We start from the raw sequence: 13317 nt of genomic DNA on the forward strand, positions 1-13317 counted from the left end.
AACAAAAACAAAAACAAAATAAACTAAAAATAATATATATTTAGAAATCAATATGGTGAAAAACAAAAATCCTTATTATTCAAAAAACCGAGGAAGTGTTTATTTAATAACAAGGAATAAATTAACTCACTTAAAAATGATCTTTATACATTTAAAAATAAAAAAAATCCCAGCTAGGAAGTTTAATATACGTGTAAAAAATACATTCCCCACAACTTTATTTGATCATATTGCTTAGTTAGCTAGCGGCAAACCCCATTAAAGGTTGCGAGTATTTCACTAACATTAGCGCTACGTTAAATGCTAATAAGACCGTCACAGCAATAATTTTTCGCCAGCCGGTTGTAGCGAGAACGGCAAGTAGAACTAGTAAAATCCCACTTTCAAAAACCCGTCCTGCAATAGGCGTAAAAAAATACGACGCCAGATACAAAATTAGAATCCCAGTGGCAATAGTATATTCATGCAAAAAACGTCGGCCTTGCAACAAAAGAATTACAAACATTCCGGCCCAAAATAAAAAACCTATCCCGCTAGTCGACTCAGCCATCATCGCAGTAGTGCTAGCCTGTCGTGCACCAATCAAAGAGGCTAACTGAGTGACTAGTAAGGCCATAGAGAGAGAAGCACAGAAATATAATAACAGTTTGAAATCAGGTGCTGCCCTGAGCTTTTTAAAAACCCATCCACCCAGCATTACTGCGATAATTATAAAAAAGCTAGAGTGAATAAACGGTGATAGTCCGATAAAAAACAGCCTTTTTTTATTACCAATACAATACCAACCAATCATGAATATGGATATCGCCAAGCCTTGTCGTATATGAACCACGAAGTTTTTCATAACTTGCGGGAATAACAGCACGAGTAGAAGCCAAAAAACGTTTTTGGGGTTGTGTTTTAATAGTAGATACGACACTGTAAAAGCGCTAAAAAACACAATAATTCTTACAACGACAATATCAATAAAAAAAAAGCCAAGAGCTGAATTAATAGTAAACCATACTGGTTCATTGGCCAACAAAGCGTTAACACCATTTCCCAAATTACGAGCTAAAATAAGCGGAGACACCCTAGCCATATCTAGATAGTTATCTCTGTCCATCACCCCATCCATAGGAAATGATGCAAGTAGAGTCGCATAAATAGCTGAAATACAAAAAATAAGGAATGATCTTATCAAGCTAGCTACTCCCTCGCAGAGTTCACTCTAACTTGTTCAGAAAGCGAAGAACCTTTTAGCTTCGCCATGAAAGATGTAAAAATAAAGCTAGCAGAATAACGCAGCCGGAAAACTGCGTTGCTATATCGATTGCGAGTATCATCATTTAAAATTGAATGAGGTGTGTTGTCGAAGTTAAGTGAGCACTTCTCCATAGAAAATTCTAATGCCTTCTCTACATGTTTGTGTGAAAATTTAATCCTACTTTTTTGGTCCAGACAGTAAAATTTTTCAATTACCTCTGTTATTGGCTTTTTAACATACAAACCATCCTCGTTATATGAAAAGCCAGGCAAGTCTGCCAGAAAGCCATAGGTTTCGGGGGCATCGACGTTTTCGATGCCAACGATAGCACTGACTCCAAGACCAGCAGCCTGGACAATTGCAGTGCCTGAACCAATAAAAATATCATATGAAGATACAACATCAGAAAACAGACTATAGTCTAAACGTCCTTTGAGAGAAACAATTGAAGACAACCCATAGTCATCTATTTTTAGTTTCATGTCCTGTTGCATTGGACCATCACCATAGATGTCGTAAACAACGGGTATACCGCGTTTTTGTAAATTAGCAACGACATCGAGCATATGTAGGTTATAAGTTTTAAACGCAACCAGGCGGCCCACCGAAACGAGTCGCAGCAATTTCAAACCAGGATTTGATACAGCGGTGACAGGAGCTACCTTCTCAATAACGCCCAATGGAAATAAATTTACATTACGAAAAGACTGACCACTTAGTTTTTCATAAAGGGGTACCATTGATTCATTAAAAAATATAATACTTTTCCTATCGATCGTGTCGAAAAAGAGCTGTCGATTCTTGCGTTCAAAATAAGGTAACACCTCGCCACCCCAACAAAATTCAAGTGAATGATACAAACCTATTGTGAACTTGACATTTTTAGCTACAAACTTTGATAAGTGAGCATAGAAAAAGGCGCATATGCCACAAGAAACATGTACATGTGTGATTTCATTTAATTGCTTTCGAATATTGGTTTTTAATGGAATAAGCAAAGAAAGATGAAAAGGTATTAACCACACAAGATTATTTGGCAAATAGGTTAAATCTTTCAAAAAAAGAACTTTTGCATACTTTTTAGCTTCAGCCAAGAGACTACTATCGCTTCTGCGTTCATTGGAAAGCAGTATAATAACTGTCGACTTACCTTCCGATGCTCGTTGCTTTGCCATCCTGAGATAGAAGGTTTCAACCCCCCCCATTCCTAACGAACTGTGAATAAAAAGCACCTTAAAACGCCCCATTTTTTATGACTTTCAGTTGTGGCAAAATATCTCTATATATCCAAACAACGAAGACAGCCAGGCAAACCCAGGCAAAGATGAAGAATTTTGCCGTTTCTGCATTTGCCAGCCCATGAGAAACGCAGCCGATAAGTACTATTGAACCGCACAAGTAAAATCTAGCTCTTGGAAATGCATGCCAAAGACGCATAGATAGCTCAGTCTTTAACAGCAAATATAGGCCAATTGATATAGCTGTAGATACCGCCGCCCCTGCAGCACCAAAAATTGGTATCAGCAACATATTGAGTAACACATTGCAAACCAGGGATATAATGGTAATTGCAGGAAGGAATTTAGTTGAGCGTGCGACACTAATCCCTACCCCTGATACTTCGGAGATCATAATAAACAAAGGCTGAATTAAACATGCAATAATTATAAACTCTATCGCAAAATACTCTGCCGGCAAAAAATACGGTAACACCCAGGAAAAGCAGCCGACTATGGCTATTAACAGGAAGGCAAACAACTGCAATATATTAGAGATTGCATTTACGCGTTCAACATTCACTCCTTCTGCGACCCAGCGATATATAGTTGGATGCCAGACTGTTGCAAATATTTGCTGAAATAACATAGCAATGCCAGCAAAACCTGCAGCTAAAGCATATAACCCCACGTCAGCAAAAGACGAATAATGCGCTAGCATTAGTCGATCAATGTACGTTAAACCCCAAAAAGCTATTCCATTGATAACCAAAGGGAGTCCGAAATACAAAAGTGGTTTTAGTTTTCCAACATCAATAGACGACATCAATGTACTTTTAAGGTTTTTTCTGAGATAAATAGCCATTACCGTCACAGCTATTAGCCAACTAAAAGCCTGCATTAAAATTAATGTGTTGAATTGTTGGAACTCTTTATAAAAGAAGGCTGATATAACAAAAGATAGAAAAAAAGCCTTTGGCAGGATTTTAGTTACAGAATAAGCAAGTGCCCATTCCTGCATTCTGATAAATACGGAAAAAAATCTTTCAAAAAATAAAGTGAAAAATGAAAATATAGCAACTGAAAGAAAAAATGTATCAGATGTGCCTAAAAGTAATTCACTAACTGAATCACTATAAAAAGTTGTGATTAAACTAAAAACAAGTAACAAACATAAACCCGGTATAATACAGGATTTCGCCAATACGGATTTGTCATCAACTTCATTAAATTCACGAACATAGGATTGATCTAAGCCCAAGCTGAACATCACAGCGACTAATGAGCATGCCACTTGCAACATAACTATTTTCCCAACATCTTCCTGGGTAAAAGCCCATGCTAATGCTGGCAATATTGCAAAGCTGAGTAACGCACCTATAGCTGTACCAGATGCATACCCCATTAAAGTTTTGAGTTTCAACTAAAAAATGCCTTAATCGTATCGATTACATGTTTTACCTCATCGTCAGTAATACTGAAGTAGAGTGGTAAACGAATCAGGCGCTCACTGTGCTCTGTAGTGTACGTATCTTCCCCGGCAAAACGACCAAATTTATTACCTGCGACAGCAGAGTGCAAAGGAACATAGTGAAACACCGCACCAATATCATGCTGCTTTAAATATGTTATCAGGTTACTACGCGTTTCAAGGTCAGGGACTTTGATGTAATACATGTGAGCATTGTGCTCACAGTGCTGCGGTGTCACGGGCCGTTGCAGCACACCTTTTTGTTCCAGCGCTATCAGACCATGATGATATTGCTGCCAGATAGCAAGACGACGCTGACAAATTAATTCTGAATGTTTCAACTGGCCGTATAAATATGCGGCTTGAATTTCAGATGGCAAATAACTGCTACCAACATCAACCCAGGTGTATTTATCAACCATACCTCTGAAGAACTGACTGCGATTTGTGCCTTTTTCTCTTATTATTTCTGCCCGATGAGAAAATTGCTCATCATTAATAATTAGTAATCCTCCTTCACCACCACTGGTAAAGTTCTTTGTTTCATGAAAGCTGAATGCGGCAAGGTGACCTCTGGTTCCCACTGGCGTATTTTTATAAAACGACAGTACGGCCTGTGCTGCATCTTCTACCACAAAAAGATTGTGCTTCTCTGCAATCGACATGATGGCGTCCATATCGCAGCTCACTCCAGCATAATGCACCGGAACTATTGCTTTAGTTTTTTTGGTAATTGCGGCTTCTATTAAACGCTCATCAATATTCATCGTATCAGGACGAACATCGACAAATACAATTGTTGCTCCTCTGAGAACAAAAGGGTTTGCGGTACTGACGAAGGTATAACTTGGCATAATAACTTCATCACCTGGTTGAATATCAACCAGGATAGCTGCCATTTCCAAGGCATGAGTGCACGATGGTGTCAGCAGAGTCTTTTGACAGCCCAGCTGATTTTCAAACCATTTTTGACATAAAAGTGTAAATTCTCCATCGCCACTCATTTTGCTACTACGCATAGCGGCTAAAACATACTCGTCTTCATTGCCAGTGTATGGGGGCCGGTTAAATGGAATCATTATTGTGCTCTCTAAGAAACTGTTGTTCCAACGCTAACAAATCGCGCTTCCGATCTTTTAATCGATTTGCAGGAATACCTGTATATATGCCCCAGGGCTGCGTACTCTTGGTGACCAGTGACATCGCCCCAACCGCACAGCCTTCTGCTAAAGTAACTCCTGGCATTATCGTGGCACCTGCGCCAACAATGGTTTGACGTGCAAGCAATACAGGTGCAAACAACTCATTTTTGAATTTTTTGGGGATAAGTGAGTTAACCATGGTTGAGCCAGAGTAATCATCCGATTGGGAAAATATTTTCACACCATAAGCAAGGGTGCAAAAATCTTCTAACGTTATGCCCGGAATACCACCTGCAACGAGACACATTGGGGTTATATGACAATAGCAGCCGATGCTAACCCTACCGGAGACAATACAAAAGTCATCAATACGACTATTGTCACCTATTGAAATCTGGTCCGGATTATAAATTGCAGCTTTATCACTTATTCTGACGTTTTTGCCTAATGACTTGAACCCAAGTGCTTCCAACTGCGTCTGTGTTAAATAAGCCATATTAACTTCTGTGTTCGTTTGCAATTTGAATAAGATACTCGCCGTAGGAGTTCTTAGATAACTGCTGACCTGAAATTATCAGCTGCTCTTTAGATAACCATTTGTTATAAAATGCTATTTCTTCCAAAACAGCAATTTTATAGCCTTGTCTATATTCTATAGTCTGGACAAAGGAGCCAGCTTCTATCAAGCTGTCGTATGTTCCGGTATCCAACCAGGCAAAACCGCGGCCAAGCACTTCAACATGCAATTTATTTTGTCGTAAATACTCACGATTAACACACGTTATTTCAAGCTCACCACGTGCTGAAGGCTGAATATTTTTAGCAATTTCAATTACGCTGTTGTCGTAAAAATACAACCCGGTTACCGCGCAATTTGATTTTGGCTTAGTAGGCTTTTCTTCAATTGAAATGGCTCTGCGGTCTTCGTCAAACTCCACTACGCCAAAACGCTCAGGGTCTTTGACCTGATATGCAAAAACGGTTGCACCACTTGCACGCGCTGCAGCTTGCTTTAACTTTGGGCTAAAGCCAGGGCCATAAAATATATTGTCACCCAGCACCAAACAAACACTGTCGTTACCGATAAAGTGCTCACCAATAATAAAGGCTTGTGCCAGGCCGTCAGGGCTGTGTTGAATGGCATAGCTGAGGTTTATGCCAAAGTCACTACCATCGCCGAGCAAGCGTTGAAATGCAGGCTGATCTTCCGGGGTGGTAATAATTAAAATGTCGCGAATGCCTGCCAGCATAAGCACCGACAGCGGATAGTAGATCATCGGTTTATCGTACACCGGTAATAACTGCTTAGAAACGCCGCGGGTTATCGGGTATAACCGGGTGCCTGAGCCGCCGGCCAGTATAATTCCTTTCATTGAGTTAAACTCCCTGCCCTAACCGCTGCATGCTATAACTGCCATCCAATACCGGTTGCCACCAGTCTTTGTTCTGCAAAAACCACTGCACTGTTTTACGCAACCCGCTGTCAAAAGTTTCTTCAGGTTGCCAGCCCAGTTCATGCTGAATTTTACCAGCGTCTATGGCGTAGCGCAGGTCGTGGCCTGGACGGTCAGTAACATAGGTAATTAAGTCTTCGTAGCGCTCAACACCGACTGGTTTCTCCGGTGCTAATTCCTCAAGTAATGCGCAGAGGGTATGCACCACTTCGATATTTTGCTTCTCATTGTGGCCGCCAATATTATAGGTTTCGCCTACTACGCCTTCGGTAACCACTTGGTACAAGGCGCGGGCGTGGTCTTCGACAAACAACCAGTCACGGATTTGGTTACCTTTACCGTATACCGGCAGCGGTTTACCGGCTAAGGCATTTAAGATCATCAGCGGAATTAACTTTTCCGGGAAATGATAGGGCCCATAATTATTTGAACAATTCGTTACCAGTACCGGCAAGCCGTAGGTGCGGTGCCAGGCCCGCACTAAATGGTCGGAACTGGCCTTGCTGGCAGAATACGGGCTGCTGGGTGCATAAGGCGTGGTTTCGGTAAATAAGTCGTCGCTGCCGTGTAAGTCACCAAACACTTCATCGGTAGAGATATGATGAAACCGAAATGCTGTTTTGCGTGCTGCATCCAGGCTGTGCCAGTAATGGCGGGCGACTTCCAGCAGGGTGTATGTGCCAATTATATTGGTTTCGATAAACGCCGCCGGGCCGTCAATGGAACGGTCGACATGGCTTTCAGCTGCCAGATGCATTACGGCGTCTGGCTGGTGCTGTTTGAAAACCCGCTCAAGTTCACTGCGGTTGCAGATATCAACCTGCTCAAATTGGTAGCGTGGGTTGTCCGATACACTGGCGACTGAATGCAGATTACCGGCATAAGTTAATTTATCTACGTTGATAACGCTTGCTGCGGTGCTGCTGATAATATGGCGCACCACTGCTGAGCCAATAAAACCGGCCCCGCCTGTAATCAGAATTTTCATGCTTCTTTACTTAACACTAAACGGATTAACACAATACCCACACCCAGAATGCCGGTAAGCAAAGCGGCACCTATTACCATTATTGCCCGGCCGGGTTTGAGTTTTAGTTCAGGTACTACGGCGGCATCAATAGTTTCAAAAACGTACTCGGGCTTTACATTGGTTAGCATCAGGGTTTTGGTTTGCTCTTCAATTAACTGGTAAAGCACTGAGCGAATTTCACTGATTTTGGTTTGTTCAATTTGCTGCTCCAGATAAGCAATGCCCAGCTCGGCTTCCTGGATATCCGCCTGGCGCATTTCATCATTAATATCGGCAACCAGTGCAGTTACCCAAGCGCGGGCGATAACCGGCGACACATGGTCAAATGAAATTTTAATAACACCACGCTCTTTTTCTTCACTAACAGTAAGGTTTTCCAGAAAAGTTTCGTGAGATTCTAATAAACTCGGCTTTGGTTGCCGTGGATGCTTAACGTTGCGCAGCCACTGATCTGTTTTTTCATCATATATGTCGCCATCCAGTATTAACTGGCCGCTATCCGGATCCCAGGATTTTGCTGCCATTAACGGCACTAAAACCTGATGTTTTTCTGCAAATGTGAAGAAAAACTCCCGCGACCGAAGCTTTTCCAGGGCAATTGACGTTTTATTGCCTTCTTTGCCACCCAAGTTAATACCAGCCAATGAAGCAATGCCGCCAAACTGGCCGGCTAAACTGGAAAGATTGCCACCAGCGCCCTCAGTTACCGGCGTAACCAGTGCTTCTGAGCGATAGATGTTGGGTAATGTAAGGCTATACAACGCCGTGGCTACCGCTACCAGGAACGACACCCCTGCCAACCAGAACTTGGCCCGCCATACTGCCTGAAATAACTCAGACAAACCGATTTCATCGGTGTTATTCGCTTTGTTTGCTGCAGTCTTTACTAAATCAGTCGTCATTATCTTTCCCAAAATTAGAAGCTGTTGAGCGCCGCTAAGGCGATGGCAGACTGATAGAAAATTTGGGTAATTTGGCCCCATAGCGTCAGGTTGTCTTTATATTCAGTATCAAGCGGCACTACTATAGTATCGCCTGGCAATAAATTGGCTTTATTACGACTGAACCAGCCACCTGAACCAGGCAACGCAACAGAGCCGTCGGCTCTTACAATATATACCCGCTCGTCATCCGCACGTTTACGAAAACCACCGGCCAGAGTCAGGTAATCAGATACCGACAACTCACCATCAAACCGGTGACTACCTGCATATTGTACTTCGCCCACTATGGTTATCGCCCGGTTGTAACGCGGCACATGCAGGATATCTTTATCTTCTACCACCATGTCAAATAATGGGTTTTGCGCAACAATTTGTTCCAGATTTATAACCAGACGACCAACAGGTTCAATCTTGCCCAGTTCTCTGAGTAATAATAGTGAGTCTTGCGGGGTTGCCTGCGCACGCTCTGTAGATAAGGCCCGGGTAGCAACGTCTGATCTTAACTGCTCCAGCAGCTTTTCCATCTGCGCGGCTTCTTTTTTCTGTATTTGCTCACGGGTAAATATTGCACCAAAAGCAAAAGCATTTTCAGTTAAGCCACCAGCTCGCTGAATAACATCAGATAACCGCTCGCCCTGGCGTACTTTATAAGTACCCGGAAAGCGAACCTCACCGGCTAATGTCACTTCACGATTGGTTTTCCAGTCTGGGGTGGCAAAAATATTTAAGCGATCGCGGCTGTGTAACGCCACATCCTCGGCATTACCGGCATAAACCGCCGCTAGATCGATAGCTTTATGGTTAATCGTCACGCCATTTAACTGGGTGTTAGTGTCAGAAGTGCGGCTTAGTTCGGCACGGTTAAAATAAGCAGAATCGTTCAGGCCACCAGCAGCCGCTACCAAATCGGTAACCTTGCTGTTAACAGCTAACGGATAATCTCCGGGTACCTTAACGTCACCCCCGACGGTAACAATTTTTAAATTGTCGTTAGCTCTGGCCTGTTGTTTCAGCTTTTGCAAAACCGGGTACAACAACTCCTGCCGGTTGAAGTGGACACTTAACTGCAAAGCGTCATTATCGGTGTAAATACCCTCAAGGATGTCTGCTAAGGTTTTCTGCAGTAAATCCTGTTGCTCCTGCTCTGTCATAAACAGCAGAGGCTCCTGGTTCTGCCGCCGCCGAACTGGCATGTCTCCTGTTTCTGCTTGCTGTATAGCAACAAAGGCTGTGCTGGCTAAATCACCAATAAGCCAGCGTTGCTCTGGCGGTAATTCTATCGTTTCCAGAATAGTGTCGCGCAAATGCTGATTAAGTTGCTCACGCTGATAATGCTGATCGGCATGATGAAACACCACGATACTATCACGTGGACTCAGGGTAATATTGTTTTGGCCCGCCGGATTATCCAGCGCATCTGCCAGATTAAACTGGATAACCTCAATATCGCCAGCACTGTTAATTTGCCGCACAATAATGGCGTAATGCAAGTCGGCACTGAGCATTAAATCTGACCAGAGTGAACGAATAATATCTGTTACTTTATAACCTTCGCGCCAGGCGTAAAAACCCGGGCGGGAAACAGCACCGGCTAATACTAATTGGTTTTCAACCCGCTCAGAGCTGGCGGCTATACGCAATACATCACCGGCTTTAACTTGAAGAGCATTATCAGCAGCTTGTGTTAAGTCAACATTTCTAAAGCCACGCAAACGTTTTTCATTATAACGTTCCAGTACTGCAGCATTAATATAGCCATTGGCTTTAGCGCCACCTGCCATTGCCAGCAAGTTGTTAAGTGTATCTGTTGGTTTTACTTCGTAAATAGCTGGCCGCTTAACTTCACCGCGCACCTCTGCCAATGCTTTAACTGGCGCAACAAATACTACGTCACCATGTTTCAGATGAACGTCATTGCGGCTGTCGCCGCGCAATAATAAATCGTACAGGTCGAAGCTGGCGACAGTTTCGCCAGCGCGTTTTACTTCAATTTCGCGCAGGCTGCCAATCTCTGATACGCCACCGGCGACAAACAGCGCCTGAGTAACAGTAGTTAACGCCGAAACCGCATAAACACCGGGGTATTTCGCTTCGCCGGCCACAAAAATGTTGATGGTTCTGAGCTGCCCCATGCTAACGGCGGCATTTAAGCCAATATTGGCGCTGCGGATCCGTTCGACAATAAGCTCACTGGCTTTATTAAAACGCAAGCCGGCAACGTTGAGCGGGCCAATATCGGGCAGCATTATGTTGCCATCGCGCGCAACATCCAGGGTGTAACTGTCGCTTTGTTTACCAAACAACTGAAGTAACAGCTGATCGCCAGCGCCTAGTACGTAATTATCAGGAACAGGTTGATTACTAACCGGGGCAAAGGTGCTGATTTCGGCATCAAACAGTCGCAGACCAAAACGCTCTGCTTGCTGGTCCTGCTTTTTGCGGGTTTGCAGCTCTTCGGTTACTCTGTCGGGCTGTTGTAGCTTTTCAACATCTTCGGGTTGGGCGTTAGTGTTACTGCTATTATTGGCACCAGGCAACTGATAGCCATATTGACGGGCTAAACGTTCTTGTTCAGCACGGGGCAGCTTTTTAAATTGTTCCAGCATGGCTGGCGATGGCGTAACCGCTAAAACATTGCCGGCTGAAAATGTCAGTAGCAAACAAATTACAAGGGTTTTAATGACTTTGTACACCCGTAAACTCCCGTTTTAAGGTTTTTTTTACTTTACAACACTGTAATTTACCGCGGCGATTGGCTTATGCCTTGGTAGCGAATTCCTTGCTACCAGCCTATTCCAGCTGCATTCAGGCGGCAAATACTACCAGAATTTTTGATTTAAGACAGTGACTATGGCTTTTTCTTTTACGACACTGTTACCAGTACTATCAAAACTGTTTTCATAAAAAGTAGTCTCATATGACCGGCAAACTATTTTTAAGACTCACTAGTGCCATTGTTTACCGGCAACTTATTCACTCAGACCCCTTTTACTGAATAATTTATTCACTCAGACCCATTTTCTGAAGACAAGATGCCAAACTATCTTGCCACGGCGGCAAACTAAGACCAAATTGCTGCTGCAAGCTGGCACTGCACAATACACTGTAAGCTGGCCGTGTTGCCAAGCCTGGCCAATGCTGACTGCTAACAGCACTCATAGCAACTTGCCGGCTACTGAGCCGCAATATCTCCTGTGCCAACTGATACCAGCTGGCCTGGCCGGCGCCGGCACAGTGCAGCAACTGAGTATTAGCAAACCGCCCGGCAAAGTTATCTGTTATCACCAGCTGCAAACAAAGTGCAGCCAGCTCACGGGCATAAGTTGGGCTGCCCGTTTGGTCATTAACTACCCTGAGCGGCTCGCCTTGCTGGATTTTACGCCAGATACTGCAGGCAAAATTGTGGCCAAACTCGCTGTATAACCAGCTGGTACGCAGAATTAAACCAGCCGGGGCAATATCCAGCATTGCCATTTCGCCTGCCAGCTTGCTTTTACCATACTGGTTAAGCGGCACCGGGCTATCGGCTTCAGTATAGGGTTGCTGCTGCCTGCCATTAAACACATAGTCGGTACTAACATGCAGCAACGCTGCCCCACTGGCTTTGGCATAGTGGCTGAGTTCAACAACCAACTGATGATTAACACGGTATGCAAGTTCGGCCTGCTGTTCTGCGTTATCCACCGCAGTATAGGCGCAGGCGTTGATTATGATAGCCGGCGCTTGCTGCTTAAGAAAGTGCTTAAGCGCTGTGCTGTCGGTTAGATCCAACGCCTGGCGCGGTACAAAGCTAAATAACCGACGACTAGCTGCTGGCAATAACGCTGTTTCTGCTTGCAAAGCCTGGCCCAGCTGGCCAGATGCACCTAACACCAGGATGCGGCTAGTCATATAACTTATCAGTAATATTAAAATGCACGGGAAGTTCGCGCAGCATTGGTTGTTGCTGATCTTTTACTGATAATTGAAGCTGCTTTGCTGGCAATGACCAGTCAATTGCCAGCACTGGATCAGCATAATATAAACCACAATCATCTGCCGGGCTGTAGTGATTATCTACTTTATATTGCAACATTGCTTGCGGGGTTAAGGTCAGATAGCCATGAGCAAAACCGCGAGGAATAAATAACTGTTGCGGTTTATCGGCAGATAAAGCGGTAACCAGATGCTGGCCGAAAGTAGCGCTGCCGTGGCGAATATCAACAATAACGTCCAGCACCGCACCCTGCACTACCCGCACCAGCTTACTTTGGGCAAAAGGTGGTTTTTGATAATGCAGGCCACGTAACACGCCAAACTGCGAAACCGCCTCGTTATCCTGCACAAATCGCACAGGGTGTCCTGCCGCCTCGTCCAGCTGCTGTTGCCGGTAGGTTTCGGTAAAATAGCCACGCGCATCGCGAAGCGGTTTAAGATCAAGCAATAAGGCACCCGCTAAGGTTAGTTTGCTAATTTTCATGCGCTGTTAACTCTGGCTTCCCATCACTTAATCTGTTGTACCAGCTAATTGTCGTATCTTACCAAACTAAAAAGGGTCAGAGTCTGAGGGATCCCCACGAATTTAGCTCCAACACAATCCATACTCTGCGGTTTTCCGTTTGAAGTAAAGAACGCCGGATAACCAATGTTTTAAAGTTATCCTAAGTTCGCTTTGATGGATTAGTCTTGCCGCGATGTAACAGTAGCTGAGTACCCGTCGATGTTTGATAGTGTTTGCCTGGAAGCGTTTAGCCAACCCCGCTTGCTCTGCGGCTACACCAATAAAATTCATAGCAAACAACGCTAAAGTACCAATTAATACCAGCACTGCTAA

Annotated in this window: 11 protein-coding genes and 1 pseudogene; all 12 read right to left on the reverse strand. The window is 43.9% G+C overall.

The window, feature by feature from the left end:
* Positions 1-238: 238 nt before the first annotated feature.
* Positions 239-1183, reverse strand: a complete 945-nt coding sequence (locus H141_RS0102835; protein WP_083923017.1) for an EpsG family protein — start codon at positions 1181-1183, stop codon at positions 239-241.
* A gap of 5 nt (positions 1184-1188) precedes the next feature.
* The gene (locus tag H141_RS19795; RefSeq protein ID WP_157610686.1) at positions 1189-2493 is read right to left on the reverse strand and encodes a glycosyltransferase family protein; all 1305 of its coding nucleotides are present in this window, start codon (positions 2491-2493) and stop codon (positions 1189-1191) included.
* Positions 2480-3886 (reverse strand): lipopolysaccharide biosynthesis protein, encoded by a 1407-nt coding sequence (locus H141_RS19800; protein ID WP_019674734.1) that lies wholly within the window; start codon positions 3884-3886, stop codon positions 2480-2482. Before H141_RS19800 ends, H141_RS19795 begins: the two co-directional genes overlap by 14 nt.
* Positions 3883-5013: a dTDP-4-amino-4,6-dideoxygalactose transaminase gene (gene rffA / locus H141_RS0102850; RefSeq protein WP_019674735.1), complete on the reverse strand. Its 1131-nt coding sequence runs from the start codon at positions 5011-5013 to the stop codon at positions 3883-3885. The genes H141_RS19800 and rffA overlap by 4 nt, the downstream gene beginning before the upstream one ends.
* A complete protein-coding gene (locus H141_RS0102855) occupies positions 5000-5572 on the reverse strand; it encodes an acyltransferase (protein ID WP_019674736.1) in 573 nt (190 codons plus the stop codon). Before H141_RS0102855 ends, rffA begins: the two co-directional genes overlap by 14 nt.
* Before the next feature lies 1 nt (position 5573).
* Entirely contained in the window at positions 5574-6449 is an 876-nt protein-coding gene (gene rfbA, locus H141_RS0102860) for a glucose-1-phosphate thymidylyltransferase RfbA (RefSeq protein WP_019674737.1), read from the reverse strand.
* A 4-nt stretch (positions 6450-6453) separates the two neighbouring features.
* Positions 6454-7518 carry a dTDP-glucose 4,6-dehydratase gene (gene rfbB / locus H141_RS0102865; RefSeq protein WP_019674738.1) on the reverse strand — a complete coding sequence of 355 codons (1065 nt, stop codon included), beginning with the start codon at positions 7516-7518 and terminating at the stop codon, positions 6454-6456.
* Positions 7515-8462, reverse strand: coding sequence for a Wzz/FepE/Etk N-terminal domain-containing protein (locus H141_RS0102870; RefSeq protein WP_019674739.1), 948 nt, complete (start codon positions 8460-8462; stop codon positions 7515-7517). The genes rfbB and H141_RS0102870 overlap by 4 nt, the downstream gene beginning before the upstream one ends.
* Before the next feature lie 14 nt (positions 8463-8476).
* Positions 8477-11197: an SLBB domain-containing protein gene (locus tag H141_RS0102875; protein WP_051090359.1), complete on the reverse strand. Its 2721-nt coding sequence runs from the start codon at positions 11195-11197 to the stop codon at positions 8477-8479.
* 307 nt (positions 11198-11504) lie between these two features.
* Positions 11505-12395 (reverse strand): dTDP-4-dehydrorhamnose reductase, encoded by an 891-nt coding sequence (gene rfbD / locus H141_RS0102880; RefSeq protein ID WP_019674742.1) that lies wholly within the window; start codon positions 12393-12395, stop codon positions 11505-11507.
* Positions 12388-12963 (reverse strand): dTDP-4-dehydrorhamnose 3,5-epimerase, encoded by a 576-nt coding sequence (rfbC, locus tag H141_RS0102885; protein WP_019674743.1) that lies wholly within the window; start codon positions 12961-12963, stop codon positions 12388-12390. The genes rfbD and rfbC overlap by 8 nt, the downstream gene beginning before the upstream one ends.
* 102 nt (positions 12964-13065) lie before the next feature.
* Positions 13066-13317: pseudogene (locus tag H141_RS21715) on the reverse strand (hypothetical protein); the annotation flags it as partial.

This window comes from Arsukibacterium perlucidum DSM 18276 (assembly GCF_000382165.1).
Lineage (GTDB): Bacteria > Pseudomonadota > Gammaproteobacteria > Enterobacterales > Alteromonadaceae > Alishewanella > Alishewanella perlucidum.

Bases quoted from the DNA above. Each gene is read 5' to 3' on its own strand.
- H141_RS19795 (WP_157610686.1), bottom strand. From the start codon at position 2,493: ATGGGGCGTTTTAAGGTGCTTTTTATTCACAGTTCGTTAGGAATGGGG.
- rffA (WP_019674735.1), bottom strand. From the start codon at position 5,013: ATGATTCCATTTAACCGGCCCCCATACACTGGCAATGAAGACGAGTAT.
- H141_RS0102855 (WP_019674736.1), bottom strand. From the start codon at position 5,572: ATGGCTTATTTAACACAGACGCAGTTGGAAGCACTTGGGTTCAAGTCA.
- rfbA (WP_019674737.1), bottom strand. From the start codon at position 6,449: ATGAAAGGAATTATACTGGCCGGCGGCTCAGGCACCCGGTTATACCCG.
- rfbB (WP_019674738.1), bottom strand. From the start codon at position 7,518: ATGAAAATTCTGATTACAGGCGGGGCCGGTTTTATTGGCTCAGCAGTG.
- H141_RS0102870 (WP_019674739.1), bottom strand. From the start codon at position 8,462: ATGACGACTGATTTAGTAAAGACTGCAGCAAACAAAGCGAATAACACC.
- rfbD (WP_019674742.1), bottom strand. From the start codon at position 12,395: ATGACTAGCCGCATCCTGGTGTTAGGTGCATCTGGCCAGCTGGGCCAG.
- rfbC (WP_019674743.1), bottom strand. From the start codon at position 12,963: ATGAAAATTAGCAAACTAACCTTAGCGGGTGCCTTATTGCTTGATCTT.